16 protein-coding genes are annotated in these 20,562 nt (G+C 71.4%); 9 read left to right on the forward strand and 7 right to left on the reverse strand.

Features of this window, described 5'->3' with window-relative positions; all coding sequences use genetic code 11:
• Positions 1–61: 61 nt before the first annotated feature.
• The gene (locus ABZO29_RS05860) at positions 62–2,020 is read right to left on the reverse strand and encodes an RICIN domain-containing protein (protein ID WP_367319050.1); all 1,959 of its coding nucleotides are present in this window, start codon (positions 2,018–2,020) and stop codon (positions 62–64) included.
• A 208-nt stretch (positions 2,021–2,228) separates the two neighbouring features.
• On the opposite strand from ABZO29_RS05860, the gene ABZO29_RS05865 reads away from it, so the two are divergent.
• Positions 2,229–3,470 carry a glycosyltransferase gene (locus ABZO29_RS05865; RefSeq protein ID WP_367326059.1) on the forward strand — a complete coding sequence of 414 codons (1,242 nt, stop codon included), beginning with the start codon at positions 2,229–2,231 and terminating at the stop codon, positions 3,468–3,470.
• Positions 3,471–3,647: 177 nt separating this feature from the next.
• Here ABZO29_RS05865 and ABZO29_RS05870 read toward each other — a convergent pair whose 3' ends face one another.
• Both ABZO29_RS05870 and ABZO29_RS05875 read right to left on the reverse strand, forming a co-directional pair.
• Positions 3,648–5,126 (reverse strand): oxidoreductase, encoded by a 1,479-nt coding sequence (locus ABZO29_RS05870; protein WP_367319051.1) that lies wholly within the window; start codon positions 5,124–5,126, stop codon positions 3,648–3,650.
• Positions 5,127–5,160: 34 nt separating this feature from the next.
• Positions 5,161–5,826, reverse strand: coding sequence for a TetR/AcrR family transcriptional regulator (locus ABZO29_RS05875; RefSeq protein ID WP_367319052.1), 666 nt, complete (start codon positions 5,824–5,826; stop codon positions 5,161–5,163).
• A 173-nt stretch (positions 5,827–5,999) separates the two neighbouring features.
• On the opposite strand from ABZO29_RS05875, the gene ABZO29_RS05880 reads away from it, so the two are divergent.
• Complete coding sequence (locus ABZO29_RS05880) at positions 6,000–7,244, forward strand: YncE family protein (RefSeq protein ID WP_367319053.1); 1,245 nt, start codon at positions 6,000–6,002, stop codon at positions 7,242–7,244.
• Positions 7,245–7,390: 146 nt separating this feature from the next.
• Here ABZO29_RS05880 and ABZO29_RS05885 read toward each other — a convergent pair whose 3' ends face one another.
• Both ABZO29_RS05885 and ABZO29_RS05890 read right to left on the reverse strand, forming a co-directional pair.
• Positions 7,391–9,250 (reverse strand): endoglycosylceramidase, encoded by a 1,860-nt coding sequence (locus ABZO29_RS05885; protein WP_367319054.1) that lies wholly within the window; start codon positions 9,248–9,250, stop codon positions 7,391–7,393.
• A 93-nt stretch (positions 9,251–9,343) separates the two neighbouring features.
• On the reverse strand, positions 9,344–11,308 hold the full coding sequence (locus tag ABZO29_RS05890; RefSeq protein WP_367319055.1) for a GTP-binding protein: 1,965 nt from the start codon (positions 11,306–11,308) through the stop codon (positions 9,344–9,346).
• A 255-nt stretch (positions 11,309–11,563) separates the two neighbouring features.
• Between ABZO29_RS05890 and ABZO29_RS05895 the strand changes: the two genes are divergently transcribed.
• Genes ABZO29_RS05895 through ABZO29_RS05925 form a run of 7 tightly spaced genes read left to right on the forward strand, consistent with a single transcriptional unit; the run spans position 11,564 to position 18,975 of the window.
• On the forward strand, positions 11,564–12,034 hold the full coding sequence (locus ABZO29_RS05895) for a (2Fe-2S)-binding protein (protein WP_367319056.1): 471 nt from the start codon (positions 11,564–11,566) through the stop codon (positions 12,032–12,034).
• Positions 12,031–14,397 carry a xanthine dehydrogenase family protein molybdopterin-binding subunit gene (locus ABZO29_RS05900; RefSeq protein ID WP_367319057.1) on the forward strand — a complete coding sequence of 789 codons (2,367 nt, stop codon included), beginning with the start codon at positions 12,031–12,033 and terminating at the stop codon, positions 14,395–14,397. Before ABZO29_RS05895 ends, ABZO29_RS05900 begins: the two co-directional genes overlap by 4 nt.
• On the forward strand, positions 14,394–15,248 hold the full coding sequence (locus ABZO29_RS05905; RefSeq protein WP_367319058.1) for a xanthine dehydrogenase family protein subunit M: 855 nt from the start codon (positions 14,394–14,396) through the stop codon (positions 15,246–15,248). The genes ABZO29_RS05900 and ABZO29_RS05905 overlap by 4 nt, the downstream gene beginning before the upstream one ends.
• Positions 15,249–15,263: 15 nt before the next feature.
• The gene (locus ABZO29_RS05910) at positions 15,264–16,139 is read left to right on the forward strand and encodes an AAA family ATPase (protein ID WP_367319059.1); all 876 of its coding nucleotides are present in this window, start codon (positions 15,264–15,266) and stop codon (positions 16,137–16,139) included.
• On the forward strand, positions 16,139–17,251 hold the full coding sequence (locus ABZO29_RS05915; RefSeq protein WP_367319060.1) for a VWA domain-containing protein: 1,113 nt from the start codon (positions 16,139–16,141) through the stop codon (positions 17,249–17,251). Before ABZO29_RS05910 ends, ABZO29_RS05915 begins: the two co-directional genes overlap by 1 nt.
• Positions 17,244–18,353: an XdhC family protein gene (locus ABZO29_RS05920; protein WP_367319061.1), complete on the forward strand. Its 1,110-nt coding sequence runs from the start codon at positions 17,244–17,246 to the stop codon at positions 18,351–18,353. The genes ABZO29_RS05915 and ABZO29_RS05920 overlap by 8 nt, the downstream gene beginning before the upstream one ends.
• Positions 18,354–18,363: 10 nt before the next feature.
• The gene (locus ABZO29_RS05925; RefSeq protein WP_367319062.1) at positions 18,364–18,975 is read left to right on the forward strand and encodes an SRPBCC family protein; all 612 of its coding nucleotides are present in this window, start codon (positions 18,364–18,366) and stop codon (positions 18,973–18,975) included.
• A 369-nt stretch (positions 18,976–19,344) separates the two neighbouring features.
• Here ABZO29_RS05925 and ABZO29_RS05930 read toward each other — a convergent pair whose 3' ends face one another.
• Positions 19,345–19,755 carry a DUF2267 domain-containing protein gene (locus ABZO29_RS05930; protein ID WP_367319063.1) on the reverse strand — a complete coding sequence of 137 codons (411 nt, stop codon included), beginning with the start codon at positions 19,753–19,755 and terminating at the stop codon, positions 19,345–19,347.
• Between the two features lie 95 nt (positions 19,756–19,850).
• Entirely contained in the window at positions 19,851–20,354 is a 504-nt protein-coding gene (locus ABZO29_RS05935) for a metallophosphoesterase (RefSeq protein WP_367319064.1), read from the reverse strand.
• Between the last annotated feature and the right edge of the window lie 208 nt (positions 20,355–20,562).

Genomic DNA, 20,562 nt, shown 5'->3' on the forward strand with positions numbered 1-20,562 from the left:
GAACGCACGTGTCCCGCCGACCCGGGGCCGGCGGGACACGGTGTCATGCAGGGGGGGACCGCTAGTTCAGTGTCCACTTCTGGTTGTCGCCGCCGTTGCAGGCCCACAGCACGGTCAGGGTGCCGTTGGCCGTGCCCGCGCCGTAGGCGTCCAGGCAGAGCCCGGCGTTGACGTTGGTGATGGTGCCGTCGCTGTTGACGTTCCACTTCTGGTTGTTCTGGCCGTTGCAGTCCCAGATGACGACCTTGGTGCCGTTGGTGGTGCCGAGGTTGTAGGCGTCCAGGCACTTGTTGCCGTACAGGACGAGTTCCTTGCGGGAGGTGTACGTCCAGGCCTGGTTGGAGCCGCCGTTGCAGTCCCACAGCTCGGCCTGGGTGCCGTTGGTGATCGTGCTGTTGAAGACGTCGAGGCAGCGGCCGGACTGCCTGCCGACGGCGAGGGTGCCGTTCGCGCCGGGCAGCGGGCGGACCGTGATGTCGGCGAGCGTGGGGGCGCCGGTGAAGGTGAGCGTGTTCGACGAGCCCTTGGAGAGGGCGACCTCGAGGGAGATCGTGCCCTGCGACGAGCCCGTGGGCGGGAAGGAGACCGTCGTCGGGGTCTGGCCGTTGACCTTCAGGGTCGCGGTACGGGCGGTGGAGGCGGTGTTGGTGTAGGCGACGTCGACGACCTTCAGGCCGGTGCTGCCGGCCACCACGCCGGAGAAGCTCGACGTGCCCGTGTACGTGCTGCTCGACGCCTCGGTGCCGCCGGTCACGGTGAGCATCACCGAACCGCCGGCCGGGACGCTGGTCGTGTAACTCGTGCCGAACGAGCCCACGTTGGCGCGGGCCCACAGGTCACGGACGGTGGCGGAGGCGTTGGTGAGGCCCAGGTCGGACCAGCGGACGGTGATGTTCTGCGCGGAGGAGGTGCGGTTGAGCAGGACGACGGCCCGGTTGGCGGAGCCCGCGAGGACCTTGCCGTACACCTGCAGCCCGGCGGTGTCCTCGGCGACCTTGACGCCCTGCAGACCGCGCGGGTCCTGGTCGACGGCGATGACCTCGGGGTTCTTGAGGATGTTCGCGGTCTCGGCCGTCATCGTCGACAGGTCGTTTCCGGCGAGGAGCGGGGCGCCGGAGATGGCCCACAGGTTCATGTGGGTGCGGTTCTGGGCGGCGGTGAAGCCGTCCATGCCCACCATCAGCATGTCCGGGTCGTTGTAGTAGCCGGTGTGCTGGGCCGTGGGGTGCAGGGTCTGGTCGAAGTTGGACAGCAGGTTGGTCATCGACGGCTTGTTGCCGTAGAAGATGATGTCGGTGCTGGTCCGCCACATCGGGGCCTGGCCCGGCGCCCAGTTCCAGGGGTTCTGCTTGCCCCAGTTGCAGATCGAGAGGGTCAGCGGGCGGCCGGTGGTGGCCGTCGCCTTGGCGACCGAGTCGCTGATCGCCTTGTACGTCGTCGCCGCGTCGAGCCCTTCCGCGTCGCCGCCGCACCAGTCGACCTTGACGAAGTCGAAGCCCCACTTGGAGAACTGGAGCATGTCCTGGTCGTAGTGGCCCTCGCTGCCGCTGCCGGGCGCTGCGGGGCGGCCGGTCGGGAAGTAGTAGCCGCAGCCGTCCTTGCCGGCGTCGGTGTAGATGCCGGCCTTCAGGCCCTTGCTGTGGATGTAGTCCGCGATGGCGCTCATTCCGCCGGGCCACTCGGTCGTGTCGACGGTGATGTTGCCGGCGCTGTCGCGGGTGCCCTGCCACCACCCCTCGTCGATGTTGATGTACTTGTACCCGGCCGCCGGGAGGCCCGCCGCGACGAAGGCGTCGGCCTGCTGCTTGATGACGTTGTAGTCGATCTTCGCGGCGAAGCTGTTCCAGGACGCCCAGCCCATCGGGGCGCTGGGGACAGCTATCTGACGCGAGGTCGCGGCCTTGGCCTCACCGGGCTGGGTGAAGAGCAGGGCGGCGGTCGCGGTCAGCGCAAGCGCGAGGGCGCGCAGGGCGGCGGATCTGCAGCGTACGGCCAGGCGCGAGCGGGGTGGGGGGTACACGGGGCGGCTCCTTCGTACGGGAGAGGGCTCAACGATGCCGATATTTCGAACAAGGATCGATGAATCGAACACATCGCGCGCCGAAAGTATGGCCGACGGAGGGTGAAGTCAACGGGCGTGACAGGAGTGAATTCGTCCCCCCTCACGGGCCGTTCGCCCCCGGGACACTCGCGTCGGCGCCATACTGACAGTCGTGCGAGTGGCGATCATGACGGCGGGCTCCCGTGGCGACGTGGCACCCTACACCGGGCTCGGGCACGGCCTCCTGCGCGCGGGACACGAGGTCACCCTGGTCACCCACGGCTCCTTCGAGGCGCTCGTGAGGGGCTCCGGCCTCGGCTTCCACGCGCTGCCCGTGGATCCCCGGGCGCAGCTGGAGTCCTCGCAGGGACGGGGTTTGCACCGCAGTGCGACCGGAGTGGGCAAGCTGGCCCGGCTGGCCGCGATGGCGCGGGAGCTCGTCGAGCGGATGACTGACGACCTCGTGGCGGCCGCGCACGAGAGCGACGTCCTGCTGCTGTCGGGCTCACTGGCCCCGCTGGGACACGCCGTCGCCGAGGGCCTGTCACTGCCGAGCCTCGGCGTCTATCTTCAACCCCTGGCCCCCACAAGGGAGTTCGCACCCCCGGTGCTCGGGGGCGGCTCCTTGGGACGCCTCGGTAACCGGATCGCCGGGCACGGCGTCGGGCTGGCTGTGGAGCGGATCTTCGTGGGTGCCGTACCGATGGCGCGGGCCCGGCTGGGCCTCAAGGGCCTCAACGGCGTAGGGCGTCCCCGCGCCGCGCTGCGCGCCCGGGAGCGGCAGGGGTGGCCCGTGCTGCACGGTTTCAGCCCGCTGGTGGTGCCCCGGCCGCGGGACTGGCGGGCGGGCCTCGATGTCGCCGGGTACTGGTGGCCGTACGACCGAGAGGCCCAACTCCCCTCCCGATTAGGGGACTTCCTCGACGCTGGTCCCGCCCCGGTCTTCGTGGGCCTGGGCAGCGCGACCGTGCCCGATCCGCAGCGTCTGAGCGCCGAGATCGTACGCGCCCTGCGCCGGGCGGGACTGCGCGGAGTGATCCAGCGGGGCTGGGGCGGACTGGAGGCGGTCGGAGACGACATGCTGACCGTCGACGAGGTCCCCCACTCCGTGCTCTTCCCGCGGATGGCCGCGGTGGTCCACCACTGCGGCGCGGGCACGACGGCGGCCGGGGTGCGCGCCGGAGTCCCCGCGGTACCGGTCCCGATCCAGTTCGACGAGGGCTTCTGGGCCGCCCGGCTCGTCACCCTGGGCGTGGCCCCGGAAGCGGTACCACTGCGCCGCCTGACCACCGACAGGCTGGCGACCGCCCTCACCCGGGTGACGCGGGAGCCTGCCTACCGCGAGCGCGCGCGGGACTTGGGCGCGCGGGTTCGCGAGGAGGACGGCGTGGCGCCGGTGGTCGAGGCGGTGGGCCGATTGGCCCGATAGAGCGTCGGTTCCCGTTCACGGTACGGGTGATGGGACGAGAGCCGCCGTTGTCAGGCAATGCCGCGCCAAGAGGCCGAGACCCGGACCCGAGCACCAGCCCTCCGCCTTGCGGCCGGATGCACCCGGCCCCGGTTCAGCTGCCTTGCTTCCTCCCTCGTCCGCCGGACAGAACCGGCGTCAGTTCCTGTTCAGAGTACGAGTGATGCCCGCAAGGACCGCCGTCGTCAGAATCCAGCCCGCCGCGGTGAGCCCGTAGGCCAGCCACGCGGGCGTCCCTCCCTCCCAGAACCAGGCACTGCGCTGGCCGAGGCCGCCGATGGGGATCAGCAGGTCGAGGGTGTAGACGAAGGGGTTGAACGGGGGGACCTGACCGGGTTCGGTCGCCTTCGGAGAGTGCGTGGCGAAAACGGTGGTGCCGAGCAGCGCGAGCGCCGCCAGCCAGATCCCCGCCAGCCAGGGGCGGTAGCCGTAGCCGACCGTGACATCGAGGAGGTGTCCCCACAGGCGTGCGGCACGGCCCTGGGTCCTCCTGCGGTGCCGTTGCTTGGCCAGCAGGACCCGGCGGGCGTCGTCGTCGTGGCCGATCTGCCGGTAGCAGGCGGCGAGTTGCTCGTACGGCTGGGCCGCATAGCCCGGTTGGCGGCGGAGCCACGCCACGCGGTACGCCGCCGAGTCCGGCCGGGAGCCGTCCTCGCCGTCGAGGGAGCCGTAGGTGAAGCCCCGCAACCGTACGACGTCCGGCCAGGCGCCCTCCCGGTCGTGCACGGTCACGGCCTGGGCGCCCTGCAGGTCGACCGGGCCGGACGGCGGTGCTGCGGGGGTGAAGACGAAGACGCCCGTCTGCATGCGGGTGCAGTCCACCGCGGTGCCCTCGGCGTCGAGGACGGCGCCGTCGAAGGTCAGCTGGTCCGGTATCTGCGCACCGCGCAGGCTGATCGTCCCCTGGGCCGTGAAGCCCCGGGACAGGTCCACGGTGCGGACGATCGCGTTGTCGGCGATGAGGGCGACGTCACCGGGATTACTGATCCGCGCGCCCTCCATGTGCAGTCCCCCGGCCAGCTGCGCCCCCAGGAGCCGTATGCCGCCCCGCACGATCGTCCCCCGGCAGAAGACCCCGCCCTCCACGACGAGTCCACCCGCGAACAGGGCCCAGCTGTCCTCGTGCGAGAGGACCGCTCCGGTGAGGATCAACTCGCCGGCCAGCCGGGCGTTGGTCAGCGCCAGCCTGCCGCGCACCACCGTGCCGCGCAGGGCGACACGGCCCTCCGCACGGGCCATCGCCAGGTTGATGCCCGGAATCCGGCTGTCCTGGATCTCGATGGTCCGGGTCGCGGCCCCGTACAGACTCACGGTCTGCTCGAACCAGCACGATCCGAACCACAGTTCGTGCCCTATCTCCGCACCGCTGAGATTGAGGTTCCCGCTGATGCGGGCGCCCCGAAGCCGCAGACCCGGGGCGCTCCCCGGCCTACCCGGGTTCGCGCCGAACAGCAGCGCGGTCACGACCTCGGCCCGGACCGTCCGTTCGGCACCCCAGCCGTCCCCCTTCTCGGGGTCGTCCTCCGGTCCGCCCGTACTGAAGTCCACCAGGCGACCCGTGGGGTACGCATCCCACAACTCGCGCTCCGCCGACGTCAGTTCCCCATACGAGTGCACCCCGGCAGATTAACTGCTCTCCGGCCGGAGTTGATCAGCACCCACTCGTCGTACGCCACCCGTCCGGCCGCAGAATCCCCAGCAGCAGCCGGACCAGTTCGTCGACCACCTCGTCCAGCGTCGCGTCCACCCATCCCGCGCTCCAGTCGTGGAGCAGTCCGTTGACGCTGCCGATGAAGGCCGTCGAGGCGAGGCGGTAGTCACGGGGGGCCGCCTCGCCACGGGCCGCGGCCGCCGTCGCCTCGGCGCAGATGAGGTCGACCCAGCGTGCGCGGCGGGCGAGGCGCTGTTCCTCCAGGCGCCCGCTGACCCCGATGATCTCGACGAAGGTGATGCGGATGCGGCGCGGATCGGCGGTGACGTTCCCCGCGTAGGCCCGGAAGATCGCGGTGACCCGGTCCAGGAGAGGCAGGCCATCCGTGGCGGCGAACGCGGTCAGGACCGCCTCCTCCGCCCAGTCGTTGACCTGGAGGTGGAGGGCGGCCAGGACGTCCTCGAGGGTGCGGAACTCCTCGTAGAACTGCCGGGTCGACAGTCCCGCCGCCTCGCTCAGCGCCGCGACGGTCGTGGCGCGGTAGCCCGGGGTGTCCCCGAACAGCTGGAGTGCCGCGCCCAGGAATCTTCCGCGTCGCTCGGCCTGCCGCTCCTGGGCGGACTTGCCGCCGTAGCGGCCCGTCGGCGCCTTGAGCCTGCCCGTCACCCCGCTCCTCCCCGCTGCCTCGTCCGTCCCACGACATCAATTTTGTCGTGTACGCAGTCTTGTCGAAAAGGCGACCCCCTCCTTACTTTCGAGTAAGTTCACTCTGAATGCAGCCGTGTTCAGATTCCTCGCCACGCCCTGGCACCCGTCCACCCCCAGAGGAGAGAGCAGTCATGCCGGTCTTCAGACCCAGACTTTGCTCCGTAGCCGCCGCCCTCGTGCTGACCGTTACCGCGCCCGCGACCGCCGCCACCGCGGCATCCGACACCGCCGCCCTGCGCGAGGTGCTGTTCGTCGGCAACAACTGGGACGGCACCGCGGACGTCATCAAGTCCACCGGCGACTTCGCGAAGATCGGCCGGATCAACGTGATCCCGGACAAGGACCAGCGGATGGCGGAGATCAACGCCGATCCGATCAAGTGGTCCTACTTCATGATCATCCGCAACACCGTCGGCGAGGGGCACGACCAGTTCGTCGACGACATGTACTCCACCCCCGACGGCACGTCGGTGGTCGTCTCGCGTCCGAGCTTCGCGGACGTCGTGTCGATCGACCTGGCCACGGGCGCCATCAACTGGCGCTTCCCGGTGTCCGGTTACCGCTCCGACCACATGGCGGTCTCCCCCGACGGCACCCGCGTCGCGGTCTCCGCGTCCACCTCCAACACCGTGCACGTGCTGGACATCGACACCGGCAAGCAGCTGGGCTCGTTCGCCACCGGCGACAAGCCGCACGAGAACATCTTCACCAAGGACGGCAAGTACATCTACAACATGGCGATCGGCGACGTGAACACCGCGCTCGACGCGCCCTGGCTGGACTGGACGAAGGGCGACCGGCGCATCACGGTCGTCGACGCGACCACGTACAAGCAGGTCAAGGTCATCGACATGCGGGCGCGTCTCGACGCGATCGGCCTCACGGACTACTCGGACGCCGTCCGCCCGGCCGTCTTCTCGCCAGACGAGTCCAAGCTGTACTTCCAGGTGTCGTTCTTCAACGGCTTCTTCGAGTACGACCTCGTCACGGACAAGATCACCCGGACGAAGACCCTGCCGAAGAATCCGGCGACCAGCGACGACCGCACCACCTACGTCAACGACTCGCGCCACCACGGCATCTCGATGAAGCCGGACGGCAGCAAGCTGTGCGTCGCGGGCACGATGGACGACTACGCGACGGTCGTCGACCGCGCCACGCTCCAGGAGGGCCCGCTGGTCACCACCTCCAAGCCCTACTGGGCCACCGTCAGCGGCGACGGCAAGGACTGCATCGTCTCCGAGAGCGGCGCCGACCAGGTCACGGCCATCGACTTCGCGACCGGCAAGAAGGTGCTGTCGGTGCCGGTGGGCGACCATCCGCAGCGCGTCCGCCTCGGCCATGTGAAGGCCGACTGGACGGGCTCCGGCAGCTGAGCCCCCACCCCCTCACGTACCGCACGCCTCTCGGCACCCGGCCCCCTTCCCCCCTCGCCGCCAGGTGCGGGGCGGGCGGTCACAACGGAGCGGGCACCCCGGCGCACCGCGCGCCCGGAGTGCCCGCTCCGCCGTGCCGGGGGTGCTCAACCGATGGTCTTCGCGGCCCACGCGGTCAGTTCGGAACGGGCCGCCGCCAGCACGGTCGCCGACGGTGCCGTCGCCCCGTTGGTCACCAGCGCGTAGTGCAGGACGCCCGAGTCCGCGTCGGTGAGCAGCAGGCGGCGGCTGCCGGTGCCGCCCGGCTCGGGCGCCACGCCGACCGGGGTCGTCGAGGTGTACGACGGCGGGGCGTACACCGTGCCCAGGTCGGAGACGACCGTGGTCGCCGAGGTCGGGAAGGACGCCGGCAGGTGCAGTTCGGTGGGTGCCGAGCCACTGCCCGAGCGCCACACCAGCAGCCCGTACTGGCCGGAGCCCACCAGCTGTGCCACGTTCGGCAGGGAACTCGGCACCGGGTTCCAGGTCAGGGTCGTCGAGCCGTCCCGTGAGCGGTCCTCGTAGGTGAAGGCGACCGTCGTACCGGCGGTGGCGCTCGGATAGACCCGGTCGAGGAGCCGGGCATCCTGACGCAGCGTCACCGCACCCGAGTCGTCCAGGCGTACGGCCGACAGGTCCTCGTCGTTCCAGGCGTCGCCGGAGGTGAGCACCTTGTCGGGGTTGCCGTTCATCAGCTCGTGGTGACGTCCGTTGTAGATGTCCCACTGCCATTGTGATCCCGACAGCACCGGTCCACTGGTTGCCGCCTGGGTCCACCAGGTCGAGCCGGGGCGGCGGGAGTCCAGGGCCTGGTACATCGCCTTCAGGACGGTCGGCGCCTTGTCCGACACCGTCCCCGACAGCGGGTGCCCGAACTCGCTGACCACGGCCGTCGTCCCGACTGCCGAGGCGCGGTCGCGGACCGTCCCGAAATCGGTGGCGTACTGGCCGTCGGCCGCCTTGCCCCACATCAGGATCCCCGAGATGGCCTTCTGGTCGTAGAAGTGGGTGTTGAAGACGTAGCGCGAGCCGAGCGTACCCGCGTCCAGCAGGCCGCCCTCCTGCTTCTGGAAGTCGATGTTGGCGTTCCAGAAGAGGTTCGGCTCGACGAAGGCCGGCTTGTCCTGCCAGCCGGCCGCGTCCATCCGGGCGCGGAACTTCACGTAGAAGGGCCACAGCACGTCCCGCTCCCAGGTGCGGCTCGTCTGCCCCGAGTCGTAGCTGCCCGCGTAGGGCTCGTTGTAGGGGTCGAAGCCGACGACGCCCGCGAACTCCTCGGCGGTCAGGTGCTGTCTGACGTACGTCATGGTCTGCTGGGCGGTCGCCAGGAAGGCGTCCTGCAGTCCGTAGGCGTTGTGCCAGAAGTCGTACGACGCCTCCTTCACCGCTCCGTTCTGGGTGATGTTCTGGCCCCAGAAGAAGCAGATCCCGCAGGACTCGTCCGGGTAGTCGCCCAGCTCCACGGCCCACTTGGGCGCGCCGTCGCCCGTGTACCAGCTGTCCGGGTCGAAGAGGTAGCGGGAGTAGAGGTCCTGGTGGAAGTCGGGGTAGACGCGGATGCCGGCGTCGAGGAACGCCCGCATCTGGTCCGTCGCGGCGGCCAGGTACGCCGTGTCCACCTGGCCGCGCACCGGCTCGGCGTAGGCCCAGGAGAGCAGGAAGCGGACCGAGTTGCCGCCGCCGAGGGCGCGCAGCGCGGTCGCCGACTTCTTCGCGTCGGTGACGGAGGCGAAGGGGAGTCCGTGGTTCTCGTCCAGCTTGGTCTCGCCGGAGACGTTGTAGCCGCGCAGCACGACCTCGCGGCCCTGGCCGTCGGTGAAGCGGCCGCCTGAGACGGTCAGGGATGTGCCGTCGAACCAGAGGGAGTCGGGGAGGGTGGCGGCGGTGGCGGACGGGGTACCCGCCACCGTCAGTGATCCGAAAAGGACAACCAGAACAACGAGCAGACGTGCCCGGATATTCGGCATGTCCACTACAGTCGGGCGATTTCCGGACACCGTCAATACTTCTGACTCTTGAGTAAGTTTCAGGAATTCGGGGTATGTTCCCTCTCTGCCGCCTCAACTCACCACTCGGCGCGTCACGTTCAACAAGTACTCCTTACGGTTCAGCGGGTTGTGGTCGGTGCGGGGCCGCTCGGGCACCGTGCCGCGCGCGACAGGGGCGTAGTGGTCGAAGGCGCTCTCCAGTTCGCCCTCACCGCGGGTCAGCCCGGGCAGTTGCTGCTCCAGCGCGTGCACATGGGCCGCGGGCACCGCACCCTCCAGCACGCACGACTCCCGGCGCGTCCCGGTCGTCTGCGGCACGGCCCGCCGCCTGGCCAGCACCGGCAGCAGCGCGCCCAGCGTGTCCGCCGGGGCCTCGAGGCGGAAGCGGTGCATCGGCTCGTACACCTGTGTGCCCGCCCGGCGCAGCGCCTCGATCAGGACCAGCGGGGTCAGTCCGCGGAAGTCGGCGCCGGTGCTCGACATGCTCTTGTCGAAGCCCTGGTGGGCGTGGCTCTGCCGGGGCCAGTATCCGGAGTGGGTCATGGTCACCGCGCAGTCGGCGACCTGCCAGCCGTGCAGACCCTGGGCGAGCGTTTCGCGCACGGTGTCCTCGACGGCCTTGAAGAAGGCGTACGGCATGGCCCCCAGCTCCACCTCGAGGCCGAAGCTCACGCCGGTCCCGGCCGGCGCCGGATCGACGCGCAGACCGACCGTGGCGAGGAACGGGTTCGGGTCCTTCTTGATGAACTCCACCGCCGCTCCCGTCCCGGACGGCCGCTCGATGCACAGGGGTGTCGTCCCGCGGAAGGCGACGTCGAGGCCGTACTCGTCGGCGAGGGTGGCCTGGAGGACCTCCTTCTGCACCTCGCCGTAGAGGGACACGGAGATCTCCCGGCGCACCTCGTCGTGACGCAGGCCGATCAGCGGGTCCTGTTCGGTGAGCTGGGTGAGGGCGAGGTGCAGGGCCCCCCGGTCGGTGTCCCGGCCGGGCACGACCACGGTCTCGAGGGTGGGCGGGGCGAAGTGGTGCGCGGCCTGTTCGCGCGGTACGCCGAGGCAGTCGCCGATCCTGACGTCGGCGAGCCCCCACAGCCGGGCGATCCTCCCGGCCGGAGCCGCGTCGTCCCGGACGTCCGTGCCGTGGTCGAAGACACTGATCGCGGTGACCTTGCCCTCGGTGCGCGCCTCACCGAAAAGGACCTGGTCACGCGTGCGCAGCGTACCGGAGAACAACCGTGCGTACGCCACCTTCTCCCCCGCCGGGCCGCGCTCGACCTTGAACACCGTGCCCGAGAGCGGCCCGTCGGGATCGCCCTCGGCGGCGGGCAGCAGTCCCCTGATGCCGGAGATCAGCGCATCCACGCCCGCTCCTGTCGCCGCGGAGCCGAAGTACACCGGATGCACGAGGGCCCGGCGGGTCTGGGCGACGAGGGCCGCGTGCAGACGGTCGCGGGTGACGGTGTCGTCGACGTACGCGGCGAGCAGCTCGTCGTCGTGGTCGGCGAGGACGTCGGCGCCGCCGGGTCCGGGAAGGAACGCGGCCCGGCGGGTGCCGAGTGCGGCGACCTCGCCCATCGGTACGACCGCCGGCGTCAGGCGCTCGGCGATCGCCCGCAGGACGCCCTCGTACCGCGCCCCGCGGCGGTCGATCTTGTTGACGAAGATCAGGGTGGGGATGCGCAGCCGCCGCAGGGTCCGCATCAGCACACGCGTCTGCGCCTGCACACCCTCGACGGCCGAGACGACGAGCACGGCGCCGTCGAGCACGCCGAGCACCCGTTCCACCTCGGCGATGAAGTCCGGGTGACCGGGGGTGTCGATCAGGTTGACCGTCACGTCGTCCACCGGGAAGGAGACGACGGCGGACTTGATGGTGATGCCGCGCTGCCGCTCCAGCGCGAGGGTGTCGGTCTGCGTGCTGCCGGCGTCGACGCTGCCGATCTCGTCGATGATCCCGACCGAGTGCAGCAGCCGCTCGGTCAGGCTGGTCTTACCGGCGTCGACGTGCGCGAGGATCCCGAGGTTGAGCAAGTGCACGAGGCGTCATGTCCTTTGAAATGGGGGTCGTTCCTTCCTGGGCGGACATGAACGGTGCTCGCATTGCTGCTCCTCGCCTGGCTGCCGACTGAACCCGTGCAGTGCAACAGACCGGCACGCAGCCGGGCAATCGATTAACGCTCAACGAAGCCCGCCGCAGCACTCGCCGCTTCCCCGGTGCGGTCATAGAGTGACGTACATCACGATCAGCCGATGTTTCGCCTCTCATCCGCCCACACAGTCCCTGGAGGGCACATGACGCACATCTCGGTGAAGGTGGACGGCACGACGTACGAGGACGACGTGGAACCCCGTCTCCTCCTGATCCACTACCTGCGCGACCGCCTCGGCCTGACCGGCACCCCGATCGGCTGCGACACCTCGAACTGCGGAACCTGCACGGTCGAGCTGGACGGCGCCGCCGTCAAGAGCTGCAGCGTGCTCGCCGTCCAGGCGGACGGGAGCGAGGTGACCACCGTGCAGGGGCTGGCCCGTGACGGCGAGTGGACGGCCCTCCAGCGGGCCTTCCACGAGCGGCACGCGCTCCAGTGCGGCTACTGCACCCCGGGGATGATCATGGCGGCCCGCGAACTGCTGCGCGAACACCCGCACCCCACGCCGGACGAGGTGCGGCACGGGCTGGAGGGCAACCTCTGCCGCTGCACCGGGTACCAGAACATCGTGCGGGCCGTGCTGGACGTCTCCGAACAGGAGGTCACGGCATGACCGAGACCGCGCAGCGGGAGGTCGGCCGCGCCCGGCCCCGCAAGGAGGACGCCCACCTGATCACCGGGCAGACCAACTGGACCGACAACATCAGCGTCAACGGACTGCTGCACCTGGCGATCCTGCGCAGCCCGATGGCCCACGCCCGCATCGAGCGCGTCGACGTCTCGGCTGCCCTCGAACGCCCGGGCGTCATCGCCGCGTTCAGCGGACGCGACGTCGCGGAGGAGATGGGCTCGCTGCCCTGCGCCTGGCCCGTCGCCGAGGACACCGTGGTGCCGGACCACCCGCCGATCGCCGTCGACGAGGTGCGTTACGCCGGCGACCCGGTGGCGGTCGTGGTGGCCCGCGACCGGTACACGGCCTCCGACGCCCTGGAGGCCATCGAGGTCGACTACACCCCGCTGCCCGCTGTCCTGGACATCGAGCCGGCACTGGCCGAGGACGCTCCGCCGGTCCACTCCGACAAGGGCACCAACCGCTCGTACAACTACCACGCGACCAGCGGCGACTACGAGGCCGCCAAGGCGCAGGCCGAGGTCGTCCTGACCCGTCGCTACCACCAGCAGCGCCTCATCCCGACCGCGATGGAGCCGCGCGCCGTCGTGGTCACCCCGCTGGCGGCGTCGGGGGACTTCACCCTCTACTCCTCCACCCAGGTCCCGCACGTCCTGCGTGTCCTGCTCGCCGTCACCACCGGCATCCCGGAGAACAAGATCCGCGTGGTCGCCCCCGACGTGGGCGGCGGCTTCGGCTCCAAGCTCCAGGTGTACGGGGAGGAGGTCATCACCCTCGTACTGGCCAAGCGCCTGGGCCGCCCGCTGAAGTGGACCGAGTCCCGCGCCGAGGCCAATGTCGCCACCCACCACGGCCGCAGCCAGGTCCAGGACATCGAGGTCGCCGCGCGCCGCGACGGAACGCTGCTCGGCCTGAAGGTCTCACTGCTGGCCGACATGGGTGCGTACCTGATGCTGCTCAGCCCGGGGATCCCGGTCCTCGGCGCCTCCATGTACCCGGCGATCTACAAGATGCGGGCCTACGACTTCTCCTGCACCGGCGTCTTCACCAACCGCACCCCGATCGACGCCTACCGGGGAGCGGGCCGCCCGGAGGCGACCTTCGCGATCGAACGGATCATGGACGATCTGGCGGCCGAACTCGGGATGGACCCCCTGGAGCTGAGGCGCCACAACTGGATCCGGCACGAGGAGTTCCCGTACACCACGATCGCGGGGCTCACCTACGACAGCGGCAACTACGAGGCGGCCACCGACAAGGCGATCGCGCTGTTCGACTACGACAAGCTGCGCGCCGAGCAGGCGGACCGAAACCACCGGGGCGACACCGTCCGGCTCGGCATCGGCGTCTCCACGTACACCGAGATGTGCGGCCTCGCGCCGAGCCGCTGGCTGGGCGAGATGCGCTACGCGGCGGGCGGCTGGGAGGCGGCGAACATCAGGGTGCTGCCCACCGGCAAGGTCGAGGTCATCACCGGCACCAGCCCCCACGGCCAGGGCCATGTGACCTCCTGGAGCCAGATCGCCGCCGACGTCCTCGGCGTGCCCTTCGAGGACGTCGAAGTGATGCACGGTGACACGAGGCTGGCGACGCACGGCATGGACACCTACGGCTCGCGCTCGCTCGTCATCGGGGGCGTCGCCGTCCACGAGGCGGCGCGCAAGGTGGTGGACAAGGCCCGCAAGGTCGCCGCGCATCTGCTGGAGGCCAACGAGGCGGACCTGGAGTTCGCGGAGGGCGCCTTCTCCGTCAAGGGCTCGCCCGAGGCGCGGAAGACCATCCAGGAGGTGGCCTTCGAGACGTTCACCTCGCACGGACTGCCCGACGGCATGGAACCGTCGATCAACGCCGAACACGTCCTCGACCCCGACACGTTCTCGTACCCGCACGGCACGCACCTGTGCGCGGTCGAGGTCGACACCGAGACGGGTGCCGTGCACATCCGGTCGTACGTGTGCGTGGACGACGTCGGCAAGGTGGTCAACCCGCTCATCGTCGAGGGCCAGCTGCACGGCGGCATCGCCCAGGGCATCTCCCAGGCCCTGTACGAGGAGGCCCTGTACGACGAGGAGGGCAACCTGGTCACCGGCACGCTGGCCGACTACATGGTCCCGGCCGCACCGGACCTGCCCGAGTTCGTCACCGACCGGACCGAGACACCGGCCACCTCAAACCCCCTGGGGGTGAAGGGAGTCGGCGAGGCGGGCACGATCGCCTCGACGCCCGCCGTGGTCAACGCGGTCGTGGACGCACTGCGCCCGCTGGGCGTCCAGGACATGCGGATGCCGTGTACGGCCGAACGGGTCTGGCAGGCACTTCGGTCCGCGAAGGAGGCGTCGGCATGATTCCCCCCGCATTCGACTACGCCCGTCCCAGCACCGTCGACGAGGCGGTGCGCACGCTCGCAGACGCGGGCGAGGAGGCCAAGGTGCTGGCCGGCGGGCAGAGCCTGCTCGCGCTGATGAGGCTGCGGCTGGCCTTCCCGGAACTCGTCGTGGACGTCAACCGGATCCCCGAGCTGCGCGGGGTCCGCGAGGACGGCGACATGCTCGTCATCGGCGCGATGACCACGCACCACGACGTCATCGCGGACCCCCTGGTCCGGCGGCACGCCGGACTGCTGGCGGCCGCCACCTCCACGGTCGCGGACCCGGCCGTACGGCGCCGGGGCACCCTCGGCGGCTCACTCGCGCACGCCGACCCGGCCGGTGACCTGCCCGCCGTCGTCCTGGCGCTGGACGCCGAGTTCGTCGCGCAGGGGCCGGGAGGCCGACGCACGATCGCCGCGCGGGACTTCTTCGTCGACTACCTGCAATCGGCTCTGGCGCCCGACGAGTTGCTGCTGGAGGTCCGGATCCCGAAGGCGGACGGCTGGGGTTTCCGGTACGAGAAGTTCCACCGGGTCGCCCAGTCCTGGGCGACGGTCGGCGTGGCCGCGCTGGTGCGGCGCGACGACGGGCACATCACCGAGACACGGATCGCCCTGACCAACATGGGCGCCACGCCCCTGCGTGCCCCGGCCGCCGAACAGGCCATGTCCGGCGCCGGGGACGCGGACGCGGTGGCCCGGGCCGCGGAGGCCGCGGCGGAGGGCACCCATCCCTCCCAGGACACCGCGGCCTCGCCCGAGTACCGGGCGCACCTTGCACGGGTCCTCACCAAGCGGGCGGTCCTGGCCGCCTCCGGAATGGGGTGAGCGCCGATCACGCGGATGGACGGCCCGGAGCAGGTGCGGGCCCGTCTGGAGGAGACGGGGTACCTCGTCGACGACGGGCTGGCCATCGCCTGCTTCCTGGCCCTCAGGCTGCACCGGCCGATCTTCTGCGAGGGCGACGCGGGCGTGGGCAAGACCGCGCTCGCGTCCGCCCTCGCCGAAGCGCTCGGCGCGCCGCTGATCCGGCTGCAGTGCCACGAGGGCATCGACGCCGCGCAGGCCCTGTACGACTGGGACTTCCCGCGCCAGCTGCTCCATCTGCGGGCGGCCGAGGCGGCCGGGGTCTCCGACGCCGAACGCCTCGAGGGCGAGCTCTACGACAGGCGTTTCCTGATCGCCCGGCCGCTGCTGCGGGCCCTGGAGACCCATCCGTCGGTGCTGCTCGTCGACGAGATCGACCGGGCCGACGACGAGTTCGAGGCGTTCCTCCTCGAACTGCTGTCGGAGTTCACGATCACGATCCCCGAACTGGGCACGCTGCGGGCCGAGGTGCCGCCGGTGGTCGTGCTCACCTCCAACCGGACCCGCGAGGTGCACGACGCCCTGAAGCGGCGCTGCCTGTACCACTGGTTCGACCATCCCGGATTCGCCCGCGAACTCGCCATCGTGCGAAGGCGGTTGCCCGGCGTCTCGGCCCGGCTTGCCGAACAGGTCACCGCCCTGGTGCAGGCACTGCGCGCCGAGGACCTGGTGAAGCCACCGGGGGTCGCCGAGACCCTCGACTGGGCACAGGCACTGGACGCCCTCGGGGCGACCGAGGTGGACGCGGAACTGGCGGTGGCGACGCTGGGCTCGGTGCTGAAGTACCGGGAGGACGCCGAGCGAGCGCGGGGGCTCGACCTGGCGGCGGTACTCGCGGCGCGGGGGGCGTGATGGGCATGCTCCCCGCCGACGCCGCCCTCCTGGGCTTCGCCCGCGCGCTGCGGGCGGCCGGGGTCGAGGCCAGTGCCGAGCGGGTGCACGCGTTCATACGGGCGGTGGACGTGCTGGGTCCAAAGGCGCGGGCGGACGTGTACTGGGCGGGGCGGCTCACCCTGTGCGGCGGCCGGGACGACCTCGACCGGTACGAGCGGGTGTTCGCGGCGTACTTCGGCGCCGGTGGTTCTCCGGGTCCGGTGGCGCGCACCGCTCCCCCGCCCCGGCTGCGGCTCGTCGTACGGGACGCTCCCGCCGAAGCCGGCCGGGGCAACGGGCCGCCCGCTCCGCCCGTCGCCGCCCTCGCCGGTTCCGCCGAGGTGCTGCGCCACCGGGACTTCGCCGAGCTGGACGCGGCCGAGCGGGCGCAGGTGCGGCGGCTGCTGGCCGCCCTCACTCTGCGCGGTCAGGCGCGGCGCACCCCTCGCCGGCGGCCGGCCCGGCGCGGTGACGTCGACCCGCGGCGGACGGTACGGGAGCTGCTGCGGCGCGGCGGGGAGCCCGCACTGCTGCGGCGGCACGCGCGGGCCGAGCGGCCGCGCCGGATCGTGCTGCTCGTGGACGTCAGCGGCTCCATGGCGCCGTACGCGGACGCTCTGCTGCGGTTCGCGCACGCCGCCGTGCGCGGCGCGCGGGCGGAGGCGTTCACGATCGGCACCCGGCTGACCCGGGTGACCAGGGAGCTGTCGCACCGCGATCCGGACCTGGCGATGTCGGCGGTCGCGGCGGCGGTGCCCGACTGGCGCGGGGGTACCCGGCTGGGTGAGCTGCTGCGGGAGTTCCTGGACCGCTGGGGGCAGCGGGGCATGGCGCGCGGTGCGGTCGTGGTGCTGCTGTCGGACGGCTGGGAACGCGGTGATCCGCAGTTGCTCGCGGAACGGATGCGGCGTCTGCACCGGCTGGCGCACCGGGTGATCTGGGCCAATCCGCGCAAGGCGCGTCCCGGTTACGCGCCGCTGGCCGCCGGGATGGCGGCGGCGCTGCCGAGCGTGGACGCCTTCCTCGAAGGGCACAGCCTGGCCGCACTGGAGAAGCTGGCCGCCGTGGTGAGAGGAGCCGATGATGCGTGAAATCCTGCCGGTGCTGAGCGGCTGGTACGCCGCGCACGCCCCCTTCGGTCTCGCCACCGTCGTCGCGGTCAGCCGCAGCGCGCCGCGCGATCCGGGCGCCGCCATGGCCGTGGGGCCGGACGACGAGGTCGTGGGCAGCGTGTCCGGGGGCTGTGTCGAGGGAGCGGTGTTCGAGCTGGCCCAGGAGGTCGTGGCGGACGGAGAGGCCCGCCTCGAGACCTTCGGCTACAGCGACGAGGACGCGTTCGCCGTCGGGCTGACCTGCGGCGGCGAGATCACCGTGCTGGTGCGGCCCGTCACGCCCGAGCTGGATCCCGCCTTCGGCGCGGTCGCCGAGTCGGTCGCCGGGAGCCGCCCGGTGACGGTGGCGACGGTGACCGACGGACCCGCCCCGCGCGGGGCCACACTGGCCGTCTGGCCGGACCGGGTCAGCGGCACGCTGGGCACGGAGGGCCTGAACGTGGCGGTGACGGCCGACGCACGCGGCGAGCTCGCCCTCGGCGCCACGGGCGTACGGCACTACGGACCGCACGGGGAGCGGCGCGAGGACACCGTCTCCGTGTTCCTGCACTCCTTCGCGCCGCCGCCGCGCATGCTGGTCTTCGGCGCGATCGACTACGCGGCGGCGGTCGCCCGCATCGGCGACTTCCTCGGCTACCGGGTCACGGTCTGCGACGCCCGCCCGGTGTTCGCCACCCCCAAGCGGTTCCCGCCGGGAGTCGAAGTGATCGTGGACTGGCCGCACCGCTATCTGCGCGGCACGGACACCGACGAGCGCACGGTGATCTGCGTCCTGACCCACGACCCGAAGTTCGACGTGCCGCTGCTGGAGGAGGCGCTGCGCCGGCCGGCCGCCTACATCGGGGCGATGGGCAGTCGCCGTACCCATGACGACCGGACGAAGCGGCTCGTCGAGGCCGGGCTCACGGACGGAGAGCTGTCCCGGCTGCGCTCCCCGGTCGGGCTCGACCTCGGGGCCCGTACGCCCGAGGAGGTGGCCGTGTCCGTCGCGGCCGAGATCGTCGCGTTGCGCTGGGGCGGCAGCTGCGCCCCGCTGACGGCCACGGCGGGGGCGATCCACCCGTCGACCCAAGCCGGTTGAGGAGGAAGAGATGGAGCTGCACCACGAGTTCACCGTGCCCCTGCCCGTCGACGAGGCATGGAACGCGCTGCTCGACATCGAGGGGGTCGCGCCCTGTATGCCCGGGGCGAGCGTGGACGACTACGACGGCAAGACCGTGAACGGCTCGGTCAAGGTCAAGGTGGGGCCGATCACGGTGGCGTACAAGGGCACCGCAGTCTTCGAGGAGCAGGACCCGACGGCACACCGCATGGTCCTCGTCGCGAGCGGCCGGGAGACCCGCGGGCAGGGCACGGCGCGAGCCACCGTGACCAGCACGCTCAGCGAGCACGACGGAACCACCGCCGTGACCGTGGACACCGACCTGACGGTGACCGGGCGTCCTGCTCAGTTCGGCCGCGGGGTGCTGGGGGAGGTCGGCGACCGGCTGGTCGGCCAGTTCGCGGAGCGCCTGTCCGAGCGGCTGGCCGAGCCCCGCACCCGGCCCGCCGAGGTCGAGGAGATCCCCGACGAGCCTCTCGACCTGCTGCGCACCGCGGGACTGCCGGTCGCCAAGCGCCTCGCGGGTGCGGTGGGTGTGGCCGCCGCGGCCGTGGTCCTGGTGCTCGTGTTCGCGCGTCTCCGGCGCCGGCGGCGGGCCTGAACCGGCCGGTCCGCCCGGCCCTCCGGGACCGAGGCGGCCGGGCCGGGGACGGATCCGGCCCAGGTGGCGTCGTCGGCGCCGACCGCCTCGCGGAACACGTCCCGTGCCTCGGCAGGCAGGAACTTCCCGTGTGGGACGGGCCTTGCGGGGTGATCGCCGCACAACGGACGAGGCGAACACGCCTCTGCCCCGTCATGGCAAGGAGGTCCGTGACAGCGCACACTCGCAGCGCCCGGGCCGCATCCGTACGACTGGAGCGGCCCGGATCTTGTCTCTGCGGCCGGACACTGCCCACAGCACGAACGCGGGCAGCATCCCGTATCCGGCGTGGGCTCCCGGGCGGGCCGGAAGGGCGGGCCCGGGGCGCGATCACGCCCGGCCGGTGCTGCCCGCGAAGAGGACGGAGCCGAGATCGGCGTCGAGGGAGGGGCGGATCTGCTGGGCCAGGGAGCCGCCGGTGGCCTCGTCGGCGACCTCGATCACGCAGCGTGCCTCGTGGATCGCCTTCGGATACGTCGTCCCGGCACGTTCGGCGACGCGGACGAAGAACTCCTCCTGACTCATCCGTTCACCCGTGAACGGCTCACCGGGAGCATGGGCCACCCGGCGCAGGTGCTCGCCGATCTCGTGCGGAAGCTGGGCGGCGGCCTTCTCGGCCACGGTGGAAGGCACCCGCTCGCCCAGCGTCTCAAGGCTGGCCCTGGTCGCACGCTCCGCGGCGCCGCGGCTGTCCAGCCGGGCGCGGGACTGCACCTGGCCGATGAACGCGTCGTGCTGCATGACTCACTCCCACCTCGCGGTCGCTTCGGTGTCGGTGCCGGCGGCGGCTCGCCGCCGAGCGGATCGGGTGCCCCGCACCGACGGCGCGAAACGGGCTACGCGCGCGGCGGCAGCCGATGCAGTTCCACGTCCGTGAGGCCGCCGCCGGCCACGGCAGCCGTCATGTACGTGCAGTGGGGCTGGCGGCGGCGGTCGGTCGGGGAACCGGGATTGAGCAGGCGCAGGCCGGTCGGGGCGGTGGTGTCCCACGGGATGTGACTGTGGCCGAAGACCAGCACGTCGAGGCCGGGGAAGCGGGCGGCACAGCGGGCCTCGCGCCCCTGGGCGGGACCGGTCTCGTGGATCACCCCGAAGCGCAGGCCGCCCAGCTCTGCGTACGCCACCTCGGGCAGCCGTGCGCGCAGCTCGGGGCCGTCGTTGTTGCCGTACACCCCGATCAGCCGTCGGCTGCGGCTCTCCAGCAGGTCGAGGGTGGCCGTGTCGACCCAGTCGCCGGCATGGAAGACGACGTCCGCGTCCGGGAGTTCGGCCAGTAGCCCGGCGGGCAGCTCCCGGGCGCGCTTGGGGAGGTGGGTGTCGGACATCAGGAGCAGGCGCACGGTGCCAGGCTAGGGGGCCCGGTGTCCGGGCAGAGTGAAGAGGGCACCCGTACGGCCGTACCCGCCGGACGTCTGCGCACCCGGGGCCGGCCAGGACGTACGCCCTTTCGGCCACCGGACCAGCGGTGTCCGAAAAGGTGGCGCCCACAGCCCGCGGGGTTAGCATCGGGCCACGCGCGCCAAACGCCCGTCCGAAATACGGCAACCG

The sequence above is a fragment of the Streptomyces sp. HUAS ZL42 genome (assembly GCF_040782645.1).
In the GTDB taxonomy this organism is placed as follows: domain Bacteria; phylum Actinomycetota; class Actinomycetes; order Streptomycetales; family Streptomycetaceae; genus Streptomyces.